Consider the following 24,555-nt stretch of genomic DNA (forward strand, 5'->3'; position numbering starts at 1 on the left):
GAAAAGAGTGCAAGACCACATTATTTAAATTAAAGAAATGATCCGAATCCTTATTATTGCAACAATTAGTTTATGTAGCATCTTAGGGATGGGACAAACAAAGCCCCTTGAAATAGGCGAAGTTCACTTTTTAAAGTCTACTGTCCTAAACGAAGATCGGCAAATAGCTATTTGGACACCGGAAGACTACAAGAATACCGATAAAAAATATCCAGTATTGTATTTACTGGATGGTGAATGGAACTTTCGCTTTGTATCTGCCCTGGCGGATAAACTAGCCAGCAGCGGAGATATTCCTCAAATAATAGTGGTTGGAATTATCAATAATAACAGGAGCAAAGACTTAACACCACCAGGACCGGCTGATAACAAAAATAGCTTTGGTGGTGGAGAAGAGTTTCTGCGTTTTATTGAAACGGAACTCCAACCATGGGTAACCTCTACCTTTAGAACACACCCCTATAGGATATTGGCCGGGCATTCTTTCGGTGGCTTGTTTAGCATCTATAGCATGATGGCCAGGCCAACAGCATTCGAGGCATTTATTGCTCTTAGCCCAAGCCTTGGAAGAAATAACGAACAAGCAGTTGAACAGGCTGTGGAATTTTTTAATCAAAATAAGTCCTATGCAGAATGCCTTTATTTGGCTGTCGGCAATGAAGGGGGTTATACGCTCAAAAGTTCCCAAAAATTCAATAACATAATACAAGATAGTTCTCCTCCAAAGATGAGATATACTTATGAAAACTTGGAAAACGAAAATCACGCATCAATTACAACAACTGGTTTCTTAAATGGTTTAAGGTTTATTTACGATGGCTTTAATATCGAAGAATTATCCGATTTGGATGAAATATTTCTTTGTGAAGAATACTACCAAAATCTCTCAAAAAGATATGGTTACAAGATTCGGGTTCCGGAAGAAAAGTATCAGGAGTTTGTTCTTGAACAAATGGCCTTGCGTGAATTTGATTATGCTCTTTTCTTATTGAAGAAGTATAAAAAGATATATCCCGAGTCTATCTCTCAGATGTATCTCTTTGCAACTTTCTATTTACAGAAAGGAGAATTTAAAAAGGCCAAGGAGTACTATAAACGTTTAAGACAAGATGGTTTTGAGGATGAAAATACAGAGCGAATCTGGGAGCAACTAAAAGATTTTTAAACAAAAGTAAGCATATGTTTATTTCATATATCGTATCACAAAAAATATTAAGACAATTCATATGAATTTAATCGTAATTAAAGCACTATCTGTATTACTATTACTAGTTCCCAAGGTATTTCAAGAGTCTAATCGAATAACTAAAGAAGAATTAAACCTTATTACGGGTTCCTGGAAGGGTAGTCTAACCTATTTAGATTATAGCTCGAATAAACCTTTTAGCATGCCGGCAAATTTAATGGTAAAACAAGGTTCAACTAAGCAGGAACTTATTCTTATGAACGACTACCCTCAGGAACCGAATGCCAATAGTTCTGAAAAAATAAAGGTTTCTAAAAATGGGGAGGCTATCAATGGTTATAAAATAATTAGTAAAATAAAACGCTCCGATGGCAATCTTGAAATAACAACGGAACACAAAGGAAAAAACAACAACAAAAGTGCCCTGATAAGAAATATTTATATCCTGGGTATTAACCATTTAATTATACGGAAAGAAGTTCAATTTAAAGGCTCCATGAATTGGATAAGGAGGAATGAGTTTTCCTATACTCGCTAAAAGAAATACCATTAAACACCAACTCCTAAAATGATACTAATTTGCACTATCGTCTTTAATTAAACTATCTATGAAAGAAGATTTGGTCTCCCAAGTAAAACAGGAACTTTCTAAAAACGCAGAAACTACCACCCAGAATTCCAACCAAAGATTCTTTAAAGAACCTATTCAAAATTATGGAGTTAAAGCGTCTATTGTCCACAAAATTGCTAAATCACATTTAAAAGAACTGAGAGAAAAAACAAAAGAAGAAGCATTTAATTTGTGTGAAGAATTATGGGAATCTGGGCAGATTGAAGAAACTTTAGTAGCATGTGATTGGTCATATGCCTTGAGAAAGAGTTATGTGCCGGGCGACTTTAGAACTTTTAATAATTGGCTGGCCCTTTATGTTAACAATTGGGCATCCTGTGATACCTTTTGTAACCATACCATGGGTGCTTTTATAATGATGTATCCTAAATTCATTACAGAACTCAAGGAGTTTACGCTTTCCAATAATAGGTGGCTCCGAAGGGCTGCAGCCGTTTCCCTGATAGTTCCGGTTAGAAAAGGTGCATTTCTTCCGGATGTTCTGGAAATTTCTGATAAGCTCATTTACGATCAGGACGATTTGGTACAAAAGGGGTACGGATGGCTATTAAAAGTAGCTTCTAAAAATCATCAGGAGGTGGTGTTTAACTATATCATGGACAACAAGACTCGTATGCCAAGAACTGCCTTTAGATATGCCATAGAAAAAATGCCGACTGAGTTAAAAGAACTTGCTATGCGGAAATAGGCGGAAATTCTTCTTGACAATGAGGAAGAAAAGGAGGTAATAATACCCAATGCCCCAATTTTAGCAGTCGAAAATTATTACATTTAGAATATGTAAAGACTTTAATATCACCTAGCCATTATTATGAAAACATTTAAAACCATTGCCTTGATTGCTGCTTTTTTAACTGTACACCATAGCATTTCATCTCAAAACATAGCTGCTAATTTACAAGATTTTATAGGATTAAATGATTCTATCGTTGCCATCACCAATATTACCCTCATTGATGGTACGGGAAGCCCCCTCAAAAGAAATCAGGACATCGTCTTTACCAATAACAACATCCGGTCTATTGGTAATACCGGAGAAATAAGCATTCCTGCAAATGCCACCCTCATTGACGGCACTGACAAAACCCTGATTCCCGGTTTTATTATGATGCATGAACATTTATTCTATGCCAAACCTACCGAAAACAGGTACAAGGCCGTACATATGCCCTTTACTTTTCCAAGAATGTATTTAGCCGGGGGAGTAACGACCATGAGAACTGCAGGAAGTATAGAAGCTAATACCGACTTAAATGTAAAAATGCTTATCCAGGAAGGAAAGATGATAGGACCTAAAATAGATGTATCCACTCCACATATAGAACATGAAGGTTTTATACCACAGCTTCAGTCTCTTTATGGAAATGAAAACATAGAAGACTGGCTTAACTATTGGTTTAAAAAAGGCGTGACATCGGTTAAAGTATATAATCATATCAGTAAAGAGGAGTTAAAGGAAATAATTCGGGTCTCGCATAAAAACAAGATCAAGGTAACAGGACACCTGTGTTCTATAACCTATCGTGAAGCTGCCGAATTAGGTATCGACAATTTGGAACACAGTTTTCTTGCTGCTACCGATTTTGTAAAAAATAAGCCTGAAAATGAATGTGTACTAGACTATAGCTCTCTTTTAAAGTTAGATGATAATGATCCTAAGCTAATGGAACTAATGAAGTCTTTAATCGATAGAGAGGTAACCCTTACCTATACCCCAACCGTATTTGAGCCATTTACCAATAGAGAAGTGATTCCTGGAGGCGGTATAAAATCGCTCGCACCAAGTTTGAAAAAGCATTTACAAGGCATCTATGATAATCAAATTAATACTAAAGCCGATTCAACGAGTTTGGTTCAGTTTAAAAAAGAAATGACAAGAATTAGAAAGTTCCACGCTTTAGGAGGTAAGCTAACTGTCGGCACAGATCCCACAGGTTCCGGAAAAACAATTGCAGGATACGCCAACCAAAGAGCCTTTGAATTGTTAATTGAAACAGGTTTTGCTCTGGAAGAAGCTGTTAAAATTGCAAGCTCTAACGGCGCAGATTATTTAGGAATATCAGAAGACACAGGAACTATTGAAGTAGGAAAAAAGGTCGACTTAGTTCTTATAAACGGGGATTTATCCAAAGACATTTCGTCTATACGAAAAATGGAACTGGTTTTTAAAGATGGTGTTGGCTATGACTCTCCTAAAATCTTTTCTTCTGTGGAAGGAAAAGTTGGTCTGTATTAGATTCTATTTCGTCCTAGTAAAAAAATATCGTTAGAAAAATATGAGTTTATGAAGGAAATCATGAAAAACAATGCCATTGCGTTTTACAAAATGGCCTATGAAGGTAATCCTAAAAAAGCATGCAAACTATATCTTGGTTCTGAATACATTCAGCATAACGCTGAGGTAGCAGATGGTGTGGAAGGTTTTATCGATTATTTTGAACGTATGCAGGTTGAATACCCCAATAAATCTATTGAATTTGTGAGGGTTATCTCTGAAGGGGATCTGGTAGCCTTACACACGCATCAAACCTGGCCGGATAATGATGAATACGTAACCATGGACTTTTTTAGATTTAATGAAAACGGAAAAATAGTAGAGCATTGGGATGCCATTCAACAAATTCCTAAAACTTCAAAGAACAATAACACTATGTATTAATAAATCTATTAAGGCAAAGTAAAAATTATCTTTGATTAAAAAAGTTAAAATACCAGTTGGAGACGAAAGAAGACCTTCTTAACTTTAATAGCTTAACATCCTTAAAAACTCCTCGTAAATATTCTGATGGCACAAGACATTATTCCAAGGCATAGAATTTTTGACTCTCTAAAAGTTAACAATGATTTTAAGGTCATAACAGCAATAGCTCCAGGCGGCTATGGTAAAAGTATTGTAATAAAGTCATGGCTAAACCATGAAAAATCTAAATACTTTTGGTTAGATCTAAACAAAAGAAATAGTGATACAAACTTATTTCTACAAGCTGTTCTAAAACAACTAGAAAGACTTATTCCAAACGATAGACCCAAAACTTTTGAACTACTTCGGAATGTCAATGAACAGGCTCCTTATATAATAGTGGAAACATTAATTGATGACTTAAATAAAATAAAGGAAGAATTATTTATTGTCTTCGATAACTACCAAGTGATTAATAACCCCATAATCCATAAGATTGTTCATGGGGTTATTAATTATTCCAATGAGAATATCAAAATAATTCTTATAAGCAGAAATCAACCTCCAATTAATCTGACCAAACTAAAAATAAACTTTAAGGTAAAAGAGCTTTCCATGGCAAACTTAAAGTTCGACCTGTTAGAACTCAAATACTTAGTCCAAAAACTAAATTTAAATGAGATTAGTGATGGGGACTTAGGGCAATTGATAAATCTAACTGAAGGCTGGATTATTGCTTTGCGTGTTGCGTGCAATCAAATCTTAAACCAACATAGCATTACTGAAGTCATAAAGAATCTAAACAATAATTCAGTAAAATATTTTGATTTCTTTCTTAGGGATATTTTTCAAAGGCAAGATCCATATATTCAAAAATACCTAGTATTATCTTCATTCCTCAACCAATTTACTGCCGAATTAATTAATTCTTGTATTCAGTTAGACACTATTGAAGTTAAGAACTTTTTCAAAAGAAAGAATTTTTTGAATCATTTACTAGACGACAGTTTGTTTTTGATTAACATCGATAATACTAATGAATGGTTCAGATTTCATCATCTATTTCAGGACTACCTCCAAAGACAACATTACAATACCATAGCGGATAAGGATCTGGAAAATTTTATCCGAATCGTCTCTTATAAATTAAGTCGCACTAATAGAGTTGAAGAGGCAATAGAATATGCTTTGTCTGTAAATAACACAGAAATAGCAATTGACATATATTGTCAACATAAGGCAGACATCATAAATAAAGAAGAATTTAATAGACTTGCCTACATTTTATCCTTATTTCCCAATGTTATTATTGAAGCCAATGTAGAACTACTCTTAGCAAGAGCTTTATTGGCAGATTGTAGAAGAAATTACGTTGATCTGGAAAACGATTTGGCTTTAGCCAAAGTATTAATGGATAAGGAGAATGATTATACCAAAATTGGAGACTATTATAGTCTAATTTCCTTTAAATATTATATGGAAGGTAAGGTTAATAAATCTTATGAATTTTCATCCAAAGCGTTACAAAAACTTTTCGACACTCACGGATATATAAAAGATTATGCTGTTGGCACACATGCTATTGCTATCTTCTCCCTAAAAAATGCAGACCATAGTTCAGAATTTTTAGATAAAAAACTAGAAAAAATAACAACTTATAATGAATTAGGTCGAATAAGGCTATTATCTGCAAAATCCAATATTCTAGCCATGGAGTCAGATTTAGAATCTTGCATAAAAAACGCATTGGCCTTCTTACGTATTAGCAAGAAGCAAGGACTCTTGATGAGCTGGACTATTGCGAGCTATTTTCTTGGCATGGCTTATTATCAAACGAATCAACTAGAAAAGGCAATACAGGCTTTGGAACCATTGATTAACTCTAAATACTATGGAAGACCATTTTGGAATTTTAACATCTATTTTATTTATTTGAAAACCTTGCTGCATTTGCATAAAAATGAGGAATTTAAGGCTTGCCTTGTACAATTTGACAACTTGGTGGTAAATTCAAAAGATGCAAAACATACCCAGTTTCTTAAATTTGTTAAAAGTGAAATAGCACTACTTAACAATGATGTTTTAGCAGCTAAAAGATTCTATCGAAATAGCGATTTAGCTCCATTTCCAATTATATTTTTTTCATTTTTTCCGCAATTGACCAACATAAAAATAATGCTTCACTCAACACTTCCGGAAGACATTGAACAAGCAGGAGAATGCTTAAGAGAATTATGTGTGGTTGCTAAAAAGCGTAATAATAATTTATTGCTTATCCAATGCCTAGCCCTTGAGGCAGTTTACTTCGAAAAAACTAATGCAAAACAAGAATCCATAGCTTCTCTGAGCAATTCAATTATTTTAAATAAAAACGGGATTAATATAAGACTGTATTTGGACTTGGGTCTCCTAATAGAGCCATGCTTTGAACTTTTAAATGAGGCATCCAACAAAAATACCATTGTAGATAAAGTATCGCACATGTATTGGGAAGGTCGATGGAATAAAAAAACCATACTTCATAAGGACAATATGCAGGGAAAGAAACTATTAATTGATAAGCCTATTTCTAAACGAGAATTGGAGATTATTGGATTAATAGCTCAAGGTTCTACAAATAATGAAATAGGAAAAAAGCTTTTTATTTCCGAGGAAACAGTAAAAAAACATCTTTCGAAGGTATATCAAAAACTCAAAGTTAAGAATAGAATTGGGGCAGTCATTGAGGCGAAAAAACTAAAGCTAATAAAAGACTAATCAGGAAAGCTAGATCTCAAGCTTCAAAAATGAAGGGTAAATTTCAAAAAATACAACTTTAGTGCTATTGTATACCACCAAGCTTTTAATGACTTTTATAAAAAATTGTAAATTTCATAGCATTGATTTTGTAAAAGACTTCTGTTTTGATTTGGAGCTGACGGTCCAGTCAAAATATTGATTAAAATTCTCCCCCAGATAAGTCTATTTCAAACTATAATTCGCAATATTTTTCAATTTCTTTTTGAACTATAGATGAGACAATATAAAAAACATCTTAATCAAAATTAATTGAAGATACTTCACTGGGAATATTAAGATGCTATAAAAACTAATCTAGTAATAGCAACACAAATAAAATATAATTCAAAACTTAAAAAAATGAAAAGAATTCAAGCCTTCTGCCTTCTTTTAGGATTTATTATTATAACAGGGTGTAATTTAGAAACAAAAAAAGAAGAAAATCAGTCTAAAGATGTTTCCCTTTCTGCCGACACGGAATTTGATGTGGTAATATTAAACGGTAGGGTTATGGACCCTGAAACCAATTTTGATGGCATTAGAAATGTTGGGATTAAAGACGGTAAAATAGGGCTAATAACGGAAAAAGAAATTTCTGGTAAGGAAAGTATAGATGCTTCAGGGCATGTGGTGTCTCCTGGTTTTATTGATTTTCATACGCATGCCTCCAATATTCCATTTGGACAGCGTTTGCATTTAAGAGATGGGGTGACTACTCCATTAGAATTAGAAGTAGGTGCTTATCCCTTGGATGCTTACTACAAAAGACTTGAGGGTAAATCCTATACAAACTATGGTGCAACAATTGGGTTGGGCGGAATTCGTGAAAAAGTATCAAATCCAGATTACAATTCGACTTCGGGAAATTTGGTAACAGACCTTTTCAATGTGAATGAACATTCATTGGCCACGTTAGGGATTACCACTTTTCAAGCTTCTCCAGAGCAAATAGAGGTTATAGCTCAAAATGTCGAAGAAGGAATAAATCGCGGTGCATTGGGCATTGGTGTGCCCGTAGGTTACATGTCTACAGGGGCAACAACAGACGAAATGATTGATATGCAACGTTTAGCTGGAAAATACAAGTTATCCACGTTTCTTCACGGGCGTTTCTCGAGTCAAAAACCACCAACTTCAGGGATATTTGGCTTTCAAGAATTATTAGGACCTGCTGGTATTTATGGAGGCGGGATTTATATTCATCACTTGCACCAACAGGCACTTAATCAAACACCAGAGGCATTAAAAATGATTGAAGATGCAAGAGCATCAGGGACAAAAATCATTGCAGAAATCTATCCGTATTACCAAGGTGCAACTATTGTAGGGGCAGATTATTTAGTTCCAGAAAATTATGGCCCAAATATGGGACGTAGCTATGAAGATATTATAGAAGTAGCAACAATGAAGCCTTTAACCAAAGAGCGTTATGAGGAATTGGTGAAAACAAATCCCGCAGCTTCCGTAATTTTTGGAGGGATTTCAGAAGACGGCCTTATGTCTGCTATGGCCGATCCTACCACCATTATTGGTAGTGATGGCATGCCTCTTACTATAAGCGCCACCGGAGAAATGGCTGTAGACTTTAATATACCATTTGATGGGGTTCAGGGGCATCCTCGTGGTGCAGGATCACATGCAAAAGTACTTCGATTAGTAAGGGAGAATCAGCTTATGCCCCTAATGTTGGCAATAGAAAAAATGACTATCATGCAAGCCAAATATCTAGAAGAAAACGGGGTGCCTGCCATGGCCAGGAAAGGACGCCTACAAATTGGTAAGGATGCCGATATAACTATTTTTGATCCCGCTACTGTTAAAGATAATGCCACAATGGTAAAGGCAGGCTTGCCTTCCACGGGTATTCCTTATGTGTTGGTTAATGGAACCATTGCAGTAAAGGATTCTAAAGTCTTAGAAAATGTGCATGCAGGACAACCGATTAGAAATCCAATAAAAGAATAAGTCGTTTTAAAAAAAATTAACACAAAATACATATTATGAAAAGAAAAAATATAACAGTTGTCTATTTACTTTTAATTTTTACAATTAATTATTCATTCGCTCAAAGCACTATATCAAAAAGTCTACCTGTAAAAACTGACTTTGATGTGGTTATTTTAAACGGAAGAGTCATTGACCCAGAAACTAATCTTGATGCTATTAGAAATGTAGGTGTCAAAGATGGTTCTATAGGGATTATTACCGAGAAAGACATCAAGGGAAAGAAAACCATTGACGCAACCGGTAAAATAGTTTCTCCAGGCTTTATTGATTTGCACATGCATGGATTGAACATTAGTGCATACAGAATGCAAGCCATGCAGGGAGTAACCACCGCTTTAGAATTAGAGTCAGGAATACTACCCATCAATGATTTTTATGAAGGACAAGCAACTAAAAATCTACCCATTCACTATGGAGCCGCAGCCGCATGGACCTTTGGGCGCATTGCTACTTTTACCGAAAAAGAACCAGAAGCTACGGCCGACTATTTTCAAAATGCTCAAGGGGTAGATAATTGGAAGAAAGAATTAGCTTCTCCTGAGCAACTAGAAAAAATTCTGAATGAAGTTGAGGAAGGCTTAAAGCAAGGTGCCATAGGGATTGGCGTTAATGCAGGTTATGCTCCTGGCAATGGACATTTGGAATATTACAAGGTTTCCAAACTCGCCAAAAAATACAATGTGGGTACTTTTACACATGTGCGCTTTATGAAAGGCCCTGAGCGCAACAATGCCTTTGAAGCCTTTCAAGAATTAATTGCCAATGCCGCTGCCACAGGTGTGGATATGCATATTTGCCACATCAACAGTAGTTCGCAAAAGGATATTGAAAATACCTTAGAACTTTTTGAAAATGCCAAAGCCAACGGTATTTCTGTTACTGCTGGTGCTTATCCATGGGGTGCTGCAAGTACAGTTATCAAAGCCGCTATGTTCACAGGTCCAACCTGGAAGGAAGACATGGAAACCGATGAGACGGCTTTTCAATTGGGACCAAACCGCCTAACGAAAGAACAATTTGACGACTTGCAGGCTAATGAGCCTGGCACCTTTATAGTGTGGCACTTCCTAGATCCTGCAAAACCAGATGAACTTGCGTTAATGGATGCCTCTATTTTACATCCAGACGTCTTAATTGAATCTGATGCTATTCCATGGTATGCCAGTGTAGATGGTAAAATTGTACCTTATGAGGGAGATGAATGGCCATTGCCAAACAACCTTGTTAACCACCCTAGATCTAGTGCCACGTATACTAAAATATTGCAAGATTATGTGAGGGATAGAGAGTTAATGTCTTTATCAACTGCCATCAAGAAAATGAGCCTTATGCCAGCGCAAAACATGGAAGACGCTGTTCCCCAAATGAAGAAAAAGGGTAGGCTTCAAGTGGGCATGGATGCAGATGTTCTAGTTTTTGATCTTAATGCTATTAAAGTAAATGCAAATTATATTAAACCTTACCTTGCCTCGGAAGGAATGTCTACTGTCTTAGTAATGGGGACTCCAGTTATTGAAAATGGCGAACTATTATTAGATGCTGCTCCAGGACAAGCCATTAGGAATTCATCAAAAGATTAAAAACCAGACTAGAAATTATTATGAATTTAATAATGAATCGAACTGACTTTGTTTTGATGTACTTAGTAGGCGCTCTTTTTTTCTCAGCTCCAGTACTATCGCAAAATCAAGATAAAAGTGAAGTAACTACAGACACTATTCCTGCAGGAGTACGTGGGTCTATTAACCCTTTAACGGATAATAACCCCGTACATACGGGAGAAAATTTATTGGATGACTCCTTTCCTAGTTCATGGCCATTGTTTGGCTCTGATATTCGCATGCGTATTGGTGGTTACGTTAAAGCAGATTTTATAAGAGACTTTGATTATTTGGCAGATCGATACGAATTTGAATTGGGAAGTATAGCCGTTGAAGGTTCTCCGGAGCGAGAATTAGGTGGGATTTCTACCTTTCATGCAAAGCAGACCAGGATTAATTTTGATTTTAGATCCAAGGCAAAATGGGGCAATGGCAAAGAGTTTCCGATGCAAGTGTTTTTGGAACTAGATTGGTTTTTTGATTCTGATGCTTTTAGGTTAAGTACAAGATTGCGTCATGCTTATGGGGTAATTGGAAGGCTATTAGTTGGGCGTACTTGGACTACGTCGGCTGACCTAAGCACTTTGCCTGGAACAATTGATTTTGCAAATGGCGATGCCCTATATGGTGGGAGAACTACGCAAATTCGTTGGCAAGATAAGATTAACGATAAGTTCTCGTATGCAGTGGCTTTAGAAGACTTTGCGCCTCAAATAGACAACGTTTTAGATCAAGAGGGGGCCGCAAGACCCTTATGGCCAAATATAGCCGCAATGGTAAAGGCGAAATCTAGTAATGGGTCTAGTATTCAATTGGGATTAGATGTTTTTCCACTAAGCTGGAAAGGACCTTCCACCGTTCCCAATTCCAATAAAACAGGGTATGCCATAACCGCCACGAGTAGAATAGTGTTAAAGGTTACAGAATACCAAGATGCCTTTGTTTGGGGTGCGGGATATGGTGAAGGGCAAGCACACAAAATCATTTCACTTTCTTGGGACGGCAAAGCCTCTGGGACACTTACAAACAATGATTTAACCCTAGCTCCAGCATGGTTTGCCTTCGCAGGATACAATCATTATTGGAGTAAGAAGTTTAATTCCAATATATCCACGGCTTGGAGCGGAACCACCTTATCGTCTTTACAATCGGACGATACCATTCAAAAGGCAGGTTCGGTCCATGCCAATCTAATATACTTTCCAACTCGAATGATTTCTGCGGGGATAGAATATATGTGGGGCGTAAGAGAAAATAAAAATGGCATTGAAGGTACTGCATCAAGAGTTCAGGCCATGGTTAAATTTAAATTTAATTAAATTAAAAAATTATGAAAACAGTTAGTAAGTATTGGTGGTTAACTTTAGTAAGAGGTCTTGTTTTAATCCTATTAGCAGTGATGGTATTTAAGCATCCAGTAGGAGCCTTAGTTGGAGTGGCCATGTATTTAAGTATTAGTTTACTTTTTGTAGGCATTACCCAAATATTTATGGCCATAGCAACCAAACAAACTCAAGATAATTGGGGTTGGACGCTAACGGTAGGTCTTATCGATGTTTTTATAGCCTTTATTCTGTTGTCTAATCCTGCGGTAACGGCAGCAACCCTGCCTTTTGTAGTGGGCTTTTGGTTAATTGTGGCAGGTGTTATGAATTTTGTAAATGCCTTTCAAGATAAAAAAGAAGGCTTGGCCTACTGGTGGTTAGGATTAGTTGGTGGGGTGCTAATGATTTTAATAGGATTTAAACTTACCAATAATTTACTGGTTGGTACAATGGCCATTACCTCTTGGATTGGCATTGGATTATTATTGGCAGGTATAATCAATATAGCTGTTGCTTTTGGATTGAAATCTTTGAAATAGGACCAAGTTGCAAAGCTTTTTATTTAATATTTAATGTCAATTGAACATCTGGGATATAATGAATTAAATAATGATATTCAAGGGAGTGTGGGGAAAGCACAAACAATAGTCTTTAAAGGAAATAGTAGGATTCAAAATGGAATGAAAAATAGGATTCTTCTATATTCTATCACCTAAAATAAGCATCTACTCCCTTCACGCTAATTTTATGAAGCGTATAAACAATAGGTAAACCTGACCATTAAGAAAGCTAGCCATTTTAGAAGGAAATCAATTCTTGAATAGAAACAATCCCAATGTTTCCGATGATTTTTTCCAATCTGGAGAATAGAGGCAAAATAGTAGAGCATTGGGATGCCATTCAACAGATTCCAAAAACTTCAAAGAATAATAACGCTATGTATTAATCCCCAATTATTTAGTACCTTGGGGTTATACCCAAATTTTACCAGTAGTTTTTAATTAAGCGGCCATACTTAAGGCAATGGTCTATACCAAAAAATAGAGTCTAGATACCAATCGTACCAAAAATGACAGAACTATTAAATGAAATTGAATGGAGTGAGCCAACCATTTCCATTGTGCATGACAAGAAATGGGAGGCAGAAGTAAAAGCCGACATAGGCAGAGTAGCAGACGTACATATGCGCACTTCTCCCAGCCCATGGCTACGGAAAATCATCCTTAAATGGCCGCGTTATGAGGCTAAAGAGTTTCCAAGAAAATTGGCAGATATATGCGGTCTTGTCGCAGCGCAGGAAAATGCATGCAGGTATTGCTTTGGTGTTGCCCGATCCTGGATGCGACTTTGGGGATATTCTGAAAAAATGATTAATAATATAGAACGGAATGTTCAAATGGCTGATTTGGAAGAAAAGGAAAGGGCTTTTATACGCTTCTGCAGAAACCTTTCGAGATCTAATCCCCGGCCACCAAAGAAAGATAGAGACGAGCTACTGCGCTTGGGCTATTCCGAATTAGCCATTGCGGAAATGGCTTTTCTAATTGTTAACCATTGCTTTGTAAATAGGGTGTCAACCTTTATAGCCGTACCTCCCATGGAAGAATTAGAGAATCTCCCGAATAGCCTCCTTGGGAAAGCACTGAGACCTTTGTTTGGATGGAAACTCAGAAGTATTGGCTGGACAGAAACTAAGGCATTGAAGGGGAAACCAGAATCATTTCCTGGAGTTGTCCAAAAACTCATTGGGCTACCGGCGGCCTATGCCATGAATGAAGCGCTCAGCGAAGCACTAGAATCAGAAGCCCTGTCTAGGAAGCTAAAAATACTTATGTTTGCGGTTGTAGCCCATAGTCTGGAATGTAAATTTTGTCAGGCCGAAACCGCTGCCATGGCAATGGAATGCGGTTTTACAGAGGAAGAGTTTAATAAAGCGCTTGCCACGCTGTCCTCTCCCCATTTAAATGAGCAAGAGGAAAAATTACTTGCCTGGACAAGGGAGACTATTCACTTTCAAAATGCACCTATGCAGTCCAGGATTAGGAAACTTGCAAAAGAAGTCGGAGAACCTATGATGCTAGAGGCTATAGGAGTTGCATCTCTTGCTAACTCAACTGTTAGACTAGCTGTGCTTCTCGGATAATGGAATTAGTATACTACATCGCCGGATTGCTAATAGCTTTGCTTCTTGTATTAATTCTGTTTTTTAAGCAGAAAAAGAGGAATAAACAGCTAATTAAACTCTTGGGACATACAAATAAAAAGCTCGAAAGACTTCAAATTCATTTTGGTAGATTTACACCGGAAGAGGTTATAGAACATCTGACAGATTCTGATAGTACATTTAAACCAACCCTTCGATCTGTAACTGTATTATTTGCAGATTTGAAAGGATTTACAAAGATGTGTGAAGAAAGAGATCCTGTGGAAGTGATGGGTATTTTAAATGGTTATTTACGCTGCATGAGTGAAGTATTAAGTCGCCATCACGGACAGGTTACAGAACTTATCGGGGACGGGATTATGTCTCTTTTTGGTGCTTTAAGCAACAACCCCTGGCAGGTACAGGATGCCGTTATGGCGGCATTGGATATGCGAAAGGCACTTCAGGAATACAATAATGAACTGCGATCCAAGTCTTTGCCAGAACTGTCTTTTGGCATTGGGATTCACAAAGGGCAAGTTCTTGCTGGGGTTATGGGTAATTATGAGTTAAGCAAATTTGGTGTGGTTGGAGACGCAATTAATGTGGCCTCACGAGTTGAAACGCTCACAAGGGAGCATAAGACAGACATTCTAGTAACTGATACTATTGTAGCCGAATTAGATGATCGTTTTGTATTAAAAAAAATGCCTCCTGTTAAAGTGAAAGGAAAGTCGGAGCCCATTGTAACCTATGTAGTTGAAAAACTGCTTAATAAAAGTGGTACCTAAATTTAGCCGTATTCCTTTAATTTAAAAATGTATATTTCTTTAAGTTGAGATATTTATTACTATTAAAGGGATGTTTATATTCCAAATAGATGCACAAAAATTAATTAACCTTTAAATAAATACTTTTATGAAACTTGGAGCCTTTTCCGTCAGTTTATCAGTGAAAGATTTAAGCAAGTCGCAGTCCTTCTACGAAGCCTTAGGGTTTAAGCTGTTTGCAGGATCTCATGAGATGAACTACCTGATAATGAAAAATAATAAATCACTTATTGGCTTGTTCCATGGCATGTTCGAAAACAACATCCTCACATTTAATCCGGGATGGGATGAGAATGCTCAGGAGTTAGCCACTTTTGACGACGTTAGAGAAATTCAAAAATCTTTAAAAAAAGATAACATCCCCCTTCTTTCTGAAGCGGATGAATCTACTACTGGTCCTGCCAGTTTTATGGTTTTAGATCCGGATGGTAATCAGATACTAATAGATCAACACATATAATTTTTTATAGTTTAAAAACAGCTTTTTAACAAGACTATCCAACAAATCGGACTAATGAGAAATAACATCCATTACCTTTTCCTATGCGCTGCTGTATTTTTTATAACGAATACCTCTGCACAGAACAAAACTAGTACTAGTTCAAAAGAATCTTCTTCCATACCTAAGTTGTTCTATGAAGGGCTTCAATGGCGAAATATTGGACCTCATAGAGGAGGCAGGTCTTTGGGTAGCAGTGGAAGCCCGGGGCGACCTAACGAATATTATTTTGGGGCCACAGGAGGGGGATTATGGAAAACAACAGATGGAGGTAATGAATGGTTTCCTGTTACCGACGGGCAGCTCACTAGCTCCTCCGTTGGTGCCGTTGCAGTTGCCGAAACCAACCCAGATGTGGTATATATAGGAATGGGAGAGGTGCAACTGAGAGGTAGTATTACACAGGGCGATGGGGTATATAAGACTATAGACGGTGGAAAAACCTGGAGACATCTTGGCTTAAAAGAAACCCAGGCAGTAGCTAGAATCCGAATTCATCCAACGAATCCGGAGATTGTGTATGTGGCAGCCTTAGGGCATCCATATGGAGAAAATGAAGAACGGGGAGTATTCAGGTCCACCAACGGAGGTAATAGTTGGGAAAAGGTTTTATATGTTAGTCCTAAGGCCGGTGCAGTAGACCTTATTATAGACCGTAATAATCCTAAGGTATTATATGCCAGCACCTGGCAGGTCTATCGTAAGGCATGGAAAATGTGGGGCGGTGGAGGCGATAGTAAGTTATGGAAATCGACCGATGGCGGGGATACATGGACAGACCTAAGTGAAAATCCAGGTATGCCAAAAGGTCCAATTGGTAAGATTGGGGTAACAGTTTCTCCTGCGGATTCAAATAGAGTCTGGGCCATAGTAGAGGCCAATGAAGGGGGAGTCTTTAGATCAGATGACGCTGGGGCAACTTGGGAACGTACCAATGAAGAGCGTAAGTTACGACAGCGTGCTTTTTATTATTCAAGAATTTATGCAGATCCCTGGGACAAAGAAACTGTTTACTGCCTAAATACCGGCTTTTATAAGTCGACCGATGGAGGAAAGACCTTTGATACCACCATTAAAGTACCTCATGGAGACAACCATGATTTATGGATAGATCCAAATAATCCTAAACGTATGATAAATTCTAACGACGGGGGAGGAAATGTAAGTATTAACGGTGGGGATAGCTGGACGGAGCAAGACTATATTACTACACAGTTCTACCATGTAATGACCACCAATGACATCCCATATCATGTAGCAGGTGCCCAGCAAGATAACAGCACTCTAGCAATGCCTAGCGATGGGTGGGAACATATGCAGGCGAGAGGTCCAAATCACGGATGGTTTTACGCCGTAGGCGGAGGAGAAAGTGGTTGGATCACTCAGCATCCCAAAAATTTGGATATTTTCTATGCAGGAAGTCAGGGAGCCCTTTTAACCAGATATGATAGAAGCAATGGTCAGACAAGAGATATACAAGTTTATCCCCGTTTCTTTTCAGGAGAACCGGCCGATGCACTTCCAGAACGTTGGCAATGGACTTTCCCAATAATGTTTGCTCCACAAGATTCAAAAGTTATGTACACCTGTTCCCAACATGTTTGGAAAACCATTAATGACGGCCAAACATGGGAAAAAATTAGCCCGGATCTTACGTATGCCGATCGAGAGACCTTGGGAAAAACGGGCGGTGTCATTACCATGGATATGAATGGGCCCGAAATATATGCTACCGTATTTGCCTTAGCCCCCTCCTATCATGATATCAATACCATCTGGGCAGGATCTGATGACGGGAAAGTGCATATTACAAGAGATGGCGGTGAGCATTGGGAAGACATTACTCCTCCCGATTTACCCAAGTTTTCACGGGTAAGCATTATAGATGAATCAAAACACCGTCCGGGCACGCTTTTTCTAGCTGCTAACCGATACCAAGTAGATGACAGAGAACCTTATGTTTTTAAAACACATGATTATGGAAAAACGTGGCAAATGATAATTAACGGGCTAGAGAAAGGACATTTTGCCAGGGCAGTTAGAGAAGATCCAAAAAGGGAGGGTCTACTTTTTCTGGCAACAGAACACGGCGTATATTTCTCAGTTAATGATGGGGTTTGGTGGCAGAGTATTCAATTAAACCTTCCGGATACCCCCGTTCGGGATTTGGTAGTTAAAGACAATGATGTGGTCATCGGTTCTCATGGAAGAGGGTTTTGGATTTTAGACGACATTCTTCCCATACGTCAATACCAGAGTACAATGAAAGATGAGGCAGCAATTCTGTTTAAACCTTCCAATGTTTATCGGGGCTTAGAAGATGCCTCCATACAATACTATCTTAACGAACAAATAGACAGTATTACCTTTGAAATTTTTGATGCAAATGATAACCTTATAAACACATTTACCGGGAGTAAGACCAAATATGAAGCGGATCCTGATATTCCTTGGTGGATGCAAGGAGGTTCCACCAAGCCAACAATTGCCAAGGGCCTAAATAACTTTAGCTGGGATTTAAGATATCCGGGAGCTACAGAATTTGAAGGTATGATTATCTGGAGTGCTCGTCCTCAAAGGGGTCCAAAAGCACCATTAGGCACATACAAAGTAAAGATGAAGACCAAAAGTTACGAGAAATCATATGATTTTACCGTCCAAATGGATCCCAATCTTAAAGGCGTTTCAGAAGCGGATTTACGGGAGCAGTTTAACCTGGCCAACAAAATAATGCAAAAGACCAGTGCGGCCAATGAGGCGGTTATTCAAATACGTCAAATGAGAAAACATCTAGAAAACTCAAAGAGTAAGTTGTCTGCTGCAGATTATAAAAGAACAATAATGCCATTTATAGACAAAACTGCAATAATAGAAAAAGAATTATACCAAGTTAAAAATCAATCCGGACAAGATCCTCTGAATTTTCCAATAAAACTTAACAACAGACTCGCCTCACTAAGAAGAAGTGTTGAAAGTGGAGATGCCAAACCTACAGATGGGGCATATAAGGTTTACGAGGAACTTTCTTTGGAACTTAAGCGGCATCTGGAAGATTTGAACGCTATTCTGACTAAAGATTTACCAAAAATTAATACTGTCCTTGAAAAAGTAGGTGCCACTGCTTTAAAAGGGTCAAAATAACAAAGGCTAAAATTTGTATACCTTTACACCTTAATTACAGAAATTAAATTTTAAGTTTTCGATTTGGGCACTCATGAAAATATATAAAGACATTCCCTAATAACTGGATGTTTCATATATGTGCCTTTACGACACCATACTATAAAGCACTTATTCCATATAGGGCAAATAGCAATAGAATTATTAGTCTTAAAAAAAATGGATAGTAAAAATACTTTTGAAATTAATTTTTTAGATCATGTTGCTATTCGGGTAAAGGATTTGAAAATATCGGAAACCTGGTATACAAAAGTCTTAGGATTAAAAAAATATCAATTAGAAGAGTGGGGCGAATATCCAATTTTTATGTTAGCGAATAAAACCGGGATTGCTCTTTTCCCTGCGAACAGAGCAGACAAGGAATTAGATATAAAATCAAAAAATGTAAAAATAGACCATTTTGCCTTTAATGTATCGAAGGAGAATTTTGAAAAAGCCCGTAAAAAATATCAAGAATTAAATATAAATTTTCATTTTCAGGATCATCATTATTTTCATTCCATTTATACCAAAGATCCGGACGGACATACCGTAGAATTAACCACCTTAGTTGGAGATGAAAAAACATTTTACAAATAAAAAATCCCTCCAAAAGAGAGCATAAAATATTAATCCTGGAAATAATAATCTATACCTAATAGACTCGAACCTTTTTTCCAAGTAATGGAAGAGAAGAAAATAATTAACCATAAGGTAATTCGAGTCCTTAATCCAAAAAATAATGACATTCGAAGATTTAAAGCTGAATCCTTCTATACTTAAAGCCTTAAAAGATCAAAATTATAGTACACCTACAGACATACAAGAGAAGTCTATTCCTTTGGTCCTAAACAAACAAGATGTATTGGGAAGTGCCCAGACCGGCACTGGTAAAACTGCGGCATTTGCAATACCGATTATTCAATTGATGAACAATAGGGAAGAAAGGCAAAGTGGTAGGCGTAAGATTAGAGCTTTAATAATTACCCCCACCAGAGAACTGGCTATACAAATTGGTGAGAGTTTTAATGCTTATGGAAAATACACTAACCTTAAAAGTACCGTCATTTTTGGAGGCGTTTCTCAAGGAGCACAAACAAGAATATTAAGAAGCGGTGTAGACATTTTGATTGCTACACCTGGACGCCTTTTAGATTTAATGAATCAAGGTTTTATTTCCTTAGATGACGTGCGTTATTTTGTGTTGGATGAGGCCGATCGTATGCTCGATATGGGATTTATAAATGATATAAATAAAATTCTGGCGAAATTACCCAAAAGAAAACAATCGCTATTTTTCTCAGCCACCATGCCAAAAAAAATATTGGAACTTTCCAATAAGATATTGGTCAATCCAAGAAAGGTGGCAGTAAATGCCGTCTCTTCTACTGCTGAAACCATTAAGCAGTACGTATATACTACCAACCAGTCTAATAAAAATGAGCTATTACTTCATATTCTTGAAAATCCTGAATTAAAGCAGGTTCTTATTTTCTCCAGGACCAAACATGGGGCAGACAGAATTGTACGGAATCTTCAAAAAAAGAAAATAAAAAGTGCTGCGATTCATGGCAATAAAAGTCAAAATCAACGTCAAAAAGCCCTCAAGGAATTTAAAGCCGGCAACCTAAGAGTACTGGTCGCTACCGATATCGCCGCAAGGGGAATCGATATAGACAAATTACGTTATGTAATAAACTTCGATATACCCAACGAACCGGAAACATACGTGCACAGAATAGGACGATGCGGAAGAGCTGGAGAAGAAGGGGTTTCCATTTCTATCTGTGAACCAGAACACAATGCCTATCTTAGAGATATTGAACGACTCATAAAACAGAAAATAGTCTTGGTAAATGACAATCCCTTTCCGCAGACCGACAAACCCATGACCAGTGCAGAGAAAAAAGAATGGGAAAGAGAAAAACAAAAAAGGAAACAAGAATTTTTTGCCAATAGAAAAAACAATCAATCAGGTAGGAAATCTGGATTTAGAAGGAATAAAAGATAGGCTTAGGAGGGCATTTAGCCAATAGAAATACTATAAATAAGACTGTAGTCTAAATTACGAACATTCAATTCTTTATAGCAGACAAACCGCCAAGTACTTGAGTTCAGTATGTCGCACCTTCTTAAAAATAAACACTTAGAGTTAGTATGGGATTTTCCCTTGGAAAAGTATCGTTTTTCTAGGTTCGACTGGACTGGTAAAATCTCCTCCTTAAAATATGAGGGCATGGAGTTGCTTGCTAAGGAAACATTGGAGAGTCTTGATTACAATAGTATTGGCAAAGGTCTTTATAATGAATTTGGGATTTCAGAACCTATTGGTTTTGAAGAAATACCAGTTGGAGGTTGGTTTCATAAAATTGGGGTTGGATTGTTACAAAAAGAAACCACTCCTTATTTCTTTGCTCATGATTATAAAATTAAACCTGCCAAATTTCAATTTACTGCCAACTCCCACAAAATCGCTATTCTTTGTAACTCGGCAAGCATAAATGGGTATGCTTATTCTCTGAGTAAAGAAATAGCTCTTATGGAAAAGGGGGTTATCATTAGATATCGTTTAATAAACACAGGCAAAAAAACTATCAAAACCGATGAATATACGCACAACTTTATGGGTATAGGTGGTAATTTTACAAGTGAAGATTATGTACTGAAGTTTCCGTTTGAACTAGACCCTGATATATTTAGTGAAACAGTAAATCCGGACCAAAATGTTGTTATCCAAAAAGATAAAATCATATTGGATAAATCTTTAAAAGCACAATTCTTTTTTGGCAACCTCAGCGGGGGAAAAGAACGTAAAGCTTCATGGGAACTGCATAATGTTAGAGCTAATATTGGAATTCGTGAAACAGGGGATTTTAAAACAACCAAAATCAATTTGTGGGGTTGGAAACATGTGATTAGTCCAGAATTATTCTTTAAAGTATCTATAAAACCATCAGAATCTATGCAATGGGTTAGGAAATACGACGTGTTTTCGCTCTAAGTAATCCTTCTAATCTATAATCAAAACAGTTTCAGACTGCCAAGGAAAAGTAATTTCACTATAAATTGGACAGTTGTTTTTTACACTTTTTCCAATAAGAAAAAAAAGAAGGATAATATCCTTTTACAGGAAACATCCATTCCCTATCCTCCTTAATACCTTCATAATGCTCGGTGGTAGGATGTTCCTTAAAATATAATGAATTAAATGAGTAGGTTGCAAGGAGGTCTTGAAATTCTCCAACAAATACTTGTACCTTATCTATATTCTCTTTCGCAAGTTTTAGAATAAATTGTATAGTTTTTTTTGCCACCGGATAGTTTTTAAAATGTGAAGGTTCTAACAATAAAATTCTATTGGCCTTTATCTCTGTTCTCCAAGCGGGATCCAAGTTGTAAAAATTATAAATACAAGCCGGCAAACTTCTATCTATTGAAATATCTTCTGCTGGAGGCAGGGAGGTTGTAAATATGGGAGTTATAGTTGGTTCCAATATAGAAATTGTTTCTATGCCAGAGAAAGCCTGGTAGGGAATATCTAAAAAAGTGCTTTTCTGAGAAGTATAGCAATACCTATTAATGTTCTCCTGGTTGGCATAGTATTTTTTGTTGCTGTTACTGCCAGCCACCCATTGCCAACTTAAGGCGTTGCTAGCCCAGTCAGCGTCTAACAAATGGTAATACATCCATTGCGCAGGTAGTTTCCAATGATTCTTGGCTAGATTACAGCTTAAGGAGGCTATGTACATTCGGATATGATTGTGGATATAACCCGTATTATAAAAATCATCGATAGCCAAGTCAATTGCTAAAATCCCGGTAGCACCCTTATAAATTGCTTCTGCCATTCCGTAATTATTAACCGGAGTCTGCGGATTCTTTATATCTGTATTAATCTCGCTACCCTTAGCTATCCAGACCTGCTGCCAATAGTCTCGCCAAGCTAATTCCTGAATAAACTTTTCAATTTGGGCTGGCTTATACCCCCTTCTTATTACACTGTCTAATATGCGTTTTGTTGTGGTAAATCCCCTGGATATGTAGGGCGATAAATACGTAACTTTTCCATCTACATAATTCCGTGTTCTGCCATAGCTTATAGGATCTACATTCTCAATTCTCCGTATAACTTCATCTAATGAGCTCGGAAACAGAGGCAGGGTATTTTTTATCAAATTCATCCTAGCGCTTGCTGATCTTATTACCTGAAATAGCCCTTTGCCTTGAACATTTAAAACGTGTAATATCGGGGTTCCGTTTTTTTAAGTGTTTCTGGCTTACCCCACTATTAACCCTTTTCCTCCATCTTTTAAAACTTGATTTCCTTAAGTTAGAGCGCATCAGTTTAATAACTTCTTTTTCTGCCAATTGAAACTGAAAAAGTATGGCTTCGAAAGGTGTGCGATCTTCCCAGGCCATTTCAATAATTCGGTCTAATTCTCTTGCGGTTATAAGATCTAAATCTCGTTCACTTTTTCCCAAATCTGTTCTGCATTTAAATAATAACTACCTAAGGATTTAAAATTACACTGGTCAGGTGCTATCAAAGAGAGAAAAGACTCTTCGTTATCCCTTTGGTATAAATGATAAACCTGACCCATAATTGGTTCAAAAGAAAACTTGGCGTTGTAGATGAGTTCACTGTATCTGTATTCTCTCATCATTTCATCGTATGCCTCTTTTAATTCCAAATACCTGGTTTTCAGTCTATGATTAACTTTTTGGACGCTAATATTTTTCCAGGCGATACTATCCGTTGAGGTAATTACAGGAGCTCCAACGGAAGTTGCATAAGGTTTTAGAGCAGCATCATAGCGATTAGTCTGCTCGTTAAAGACCACATTATCTGGTTTTTTTTTCATTCTATCCGTAACTAAAAAACTAGTCGTACTTCTCAAGTTTCTTTAATACTTCGTTTGCATCAAATACTTTTTGATCACTCATTTTCCTGTTTGTTGTGGAAAGACTATGTGCCTCTTTTAATAGCTTTTCGTACTGTTCCTGTAACTTTTCTTTTTCTGATTTCTTTTTAAATAATCCAAACATAGTATTGGTTTTATATTATTAGTTACTCGCTGTCCAAGAGTCTTTTCGCTTCTTTCTAACAAAGATACTAATTGTTTAATGTTTTTTATTTTTTATTAAACATTTTAAAGAATATTTATGATTCCCGAACTTACTTTCTTTAATTTAGAGTAGAAAGTTTTAAAAAAAAACAGGTATTTTGTAATTTAATTGATATATCAATTATATTTACATCAAATATATTTTATATGATACTTGCTCTTCCCTCCGAAACCGTTTTTCACACCATAGAAAGTACTATAAAACAATACCGAAAGTTTGCTCAAAAAAATATTACAAAAGCATTACCCGGAATGACCGTAGATCAGGGCCTAGTACTGATTTTTTTGCACGAACATCCTGAACTTACTCAGAAAGAAATTGCGCAATTGGTTTTTAAAGACAATGCTTCGATGACTAGAATGATCAACACTATGGTTAAAAAAAAGTATTTAAAACGATCCATGAACGAAAAAGACAGAAGGCGTTATAAGTTAAAAATAACCCCAGAAGGAAAAGAGCTACTTAAAAAATTACCCCCCATAATTCAAAAAAACAGAAGTGCTTCCTTAGAAGGAATTAGCAAGAAGGAGCAAGATCAATTAACTAAAATCTTAATAAAAATTCAAACAAATTGCCAAAAATCCTAATA

General features: G+C 36.8%; 22 protein-coding genes. 18 read left to right on the forward strand and 4 right to left on the reverse strand.

The window, feature by feature from the left end:
- Window positions 1-37: 37 nt before the first annotated feature.
- The 17 genes from PXG98_RS00570 to PXG98_RS00650 all read left to right on the forward strand — a co-directional run bounded on the left by PXG98_RS00570 (window position 38) and on the right by PXG98_RS00650 (window position 21,840).
- Window positions 38-1,165, forward strand: coding sequence for an alpha/beta hydrolase-fold protein (locus tag PXG98_RS00570; protein WP_276388348.1), 1,128 nt, complete (start codon window positions 38-40; stop codon window positions 1,163-1,165).
- Between the two features lie 61 nt (window positions 1,166-1,226).
- Entirely contained in the window at window positions 1,227-1,724 is a 498-nt protein-coding gene (locus tag PXG98_RS00575) for a hypothetical protein (protein WP_276388350.1), read from the forward strand.
- Between the two features lie 70 nt (window positions 1,725-1,794).
- Window positions 1,795-2,505: a DNA alkylation repair protein gene (locus PXG98_RS00580; protein WP_276388351.1), complete on the forward strand. Its 711-nt coding sequence runs from the start codon at window positions 1,795-1,797 to the stop codon at window positions 2,503-2,505.
- Window positions 2,506-2,628: 123 nt separating this feature from the next.
- Complete coding sequence (locus tag PXG98_RS00585) at window positions 2,629-4,053, forward strand: amidohydrolase family protein (protein ID WP_276388353.1); 1,425 nt, start codon at window positions 2,629-2,631, stop codon at window positions 4,051-4,053.
- Window positions 4,054-4,101: 48 nt separating this feature from the next.
- Window positions 4,102-4,476 carry a nuclear transport factor 2 family protein gene (locus PXG98_RS00590; protein WP_276388354.1) on the forward strand — a complete coding sequence of 125 codons (375 nt, stop codon included), beginning with the start codon at window positions 4,102-4,104 and terminating at the stop codon, window positions 4,474-4,476.
- Window positions 4,477-4,602: 126 nt separating this feature from the next.
- Window positions 4,603-7,254: a LuxR C-terminal-related transcriptional regulator gene (locus tag PXG98_RS00595; protein ID WP_276388355.1), complete on the forward strand. Its 2,652-nt coding sequence runs from the start codon at window positions 4,603-4,605 to the stop codon at window positions 7,252-7,254.
- 381 nt (window positions 7,255-7,635) lie between these two features.
- Window positions 7,636-9,240 (forward strand): amidohydrolase family protein, encoded by a 1,605-nt coding sequence (locus PXG98_RS00600; protein ID WP_276388356.1) that lies wholly within the window; start codon window positions 7,636-7,638, stop codon window positions 9,238-9,240.
- Between the two features lie 35 nt (window positions 9,241-9,275).
- Entirely contained in the window at window positions 9,276-10,862 is a 1,587-nt protein-coding gene (locus PXG98_RS00605) for an amidohydrolase family protein (RefSeq protein ID WP_276388357.1), read from the forward strand.
- Between the two features lie 20 nt (window positions 10,863-10,882).
- The gene (locus tag PXG98_RS00610; protein ID WP_276388358.1) at window positions 10,883-12,202 is read left to right on the forward strand and encodes a DcaP family trimeric outer membrane transporter; all 1,320 of its coding nucleotides are present in this window, start codon (window positions 10,883-10,885) and stop codon (window positions 12,200-12,202) included.
- 11 nt (window positions 12,203-12,213) lie between these two features.
- A complete protein-coding gene (locus PXG98_RS00615) occupies window positions 12,214-12,747 on the forward strand; it encodes an HdeD family acid-resistance protein (protein ID WP_276388360.1) in 534 nt (177 codons plus the stop codon).
- 530 nt (window positions 12,748-13,277) lie between these two features.
- Window positions 13,278-14,351 carry a carboxymuconolactone decarboxylase family protein gene (locus PXG98_RS00620; RefSeq protein ID WP_276388361.1) on the forward strand — a complete coding sequence of 358 codons (1,074 nt, stop codon included), beginning with the start codon at window positions 13,278-13,280 and terminating at the stop codon, window positions 14,349-14,351.
- Window positions 14,351-15,142, forward strand: a complete 792-nt coding sequence (locus tag PXG98_RS00625) for an adenylate/guanylate cyclase domain-containing protein (protein ID WP_276388362.1) — start codon at window positions 14,351-14,353, stop codon at window positions 15,140-15,142. Before PXG98_RS00620 ends, PXG98_RS00625 begins: the two co-directional genes overlap by 1 nt.
- 127 nt (window positions 15,143-15,269) lie before the next feature.
- Complete coding sequence (locus tag PXG98_RS00630) at window positions 15,270-15,641, forward strand: VOC family protein (protein ID WP_276388363.1); 372 nt, start codon at window positions 15,270-15,272, stop codon at window positions 15,639-15,641.
- A gap of 54 nt (window positions 15,642-15,695) precedes the next feature.
- On the forward strand, window positions 15,696-18,821 hold the full coding sequence (locus PXG98_RS00635; RefSeq protein ID WP_276388364.1) for a VPS10 domain-containing protein: 3,126 nt from the start codon (window positions 15,696-15,698) through the stop codon (window positions 18,819-18,821).
- A gap of 198 nt (window positions 18,822-19,019) precedes the next feature.
- Window positions 19,020-19,439: a VOC family protein gene (locus tag PXG98_RS00640; RefSeq protein ID WP_276388365.1), complete on the forward strand. Its 420-nt coding sequence runs from the start codon at window positions 19,020-19,022 to the stop codon at window positions 19,437-19,439.
- Window positions 19,440-19,581: 142 nt separating this feature from the next.
- On the forward strand, window positions 19,582-20,850 hold the full coding sequence (locus PXG98_RS00645; RefSeq protein WP_276388366.1) for a DEAD/DEAH box helicase: 1,269 nt from the start codon (window positions 19,582-19,584) through the stop codon (window positions 20,848-20,850).
- A gap of 108 nt (window positions 20,851-20,958) precedes the next feature.
- Entirely contained in the window at window positions 20,959-21,840 is an 882-nt protein-coding gene (locus tag PXG98_RS00650; RefSeq protein WP_276388368.1) for a hypothetical protein, read from the forward strand.
- Between the two features lie 58 nt (window positions 21,841-21,898).
- On the opposite strand, the gene PXG98_RS00655 is transcribed toward PXG98_RS00650, so the two are convergent.
- From PXG98_RS00655 to PXG98_RS00670, 4 genes are read right to left on the reverse strand one after another with little or no spacing between them, the layout of a single operon-like run.
- Window positions 21,899-23,020, reverse strand: a complete 1,122-nt coding sequence (locus tag PXG98_RS00655) for an FAD-binding domain-containing protein (protein ID WP_276388369.1) — start codon at window positions 23,018-23,020, stop codon at window positions 21,899-21,901.
- Between the two features lies 1 nt (window position 23,021).
- A complete protein-coding gene (locus PXG98_RS00660; protein ID WP_276388370.1) occupies window positions 23,022-23,321 on the reverse strand; it encodes a TIGR03643 family protein in 300 nt (99 codons plus the stop codon).
- Window positions 23,297-23,701, reverse strand: a complete 405-nt coding sequence (locus PXG98_RS00665) for a DUF2452 domain-containing protein (protein WP_276388372.1) — start codon at window positions 23,699-23,701, stop codon at window positions 23,297-23,299. The genes PXG98_RS00660 and PXG98_RS00665 overlap by 25 nt, the downstream gene beginning before the upstream one ends.
- A 19-nt stretch (window positions 23,702-23,720) precedes the next feature.
- Window positions 23,721-23,885, reverse strand: coding sequence for a Lacal_2735 family protein (locus PXG98_RS00670; RefSeq protein ID WP_276388374.1), 165 nt, complete (start codon window positions 23,883-23,885; stop codon window positions 23,721-23,723).
- A 227-nt stretch (window positions 23,886-24,112) separates the two neighbouring features.
- On the opposite strand from PXG98_RS00670, the gene PXG98_RS00675 reads away from it, so the two are divergent.
- The gene (locus PXG98_RS00675) at window positions 24,113-24,553 is read left to right on the forward strand and encodes a MarR family winged helix-turn-helix transcriptional regulator (protein ID WP_276388376.1); all 441 of its coding nucleotides are present in this window, start codon (window positions 24,113-24,115) and stop codon (window positions 24,551-24,553) included.
- The last annotated feature ends 2 nt before the right edge of the window (window positions 24,554-24,555 follow it).

The organism is Eudoraea chungangensis (assembly GCF_029360665.1).
GTDB lineage: Bacteria > Bacteroidota > Bacteroidia > Flavobacteriales > Flavobacteriaceae > Eudoraea > Eudoraea chungangensis.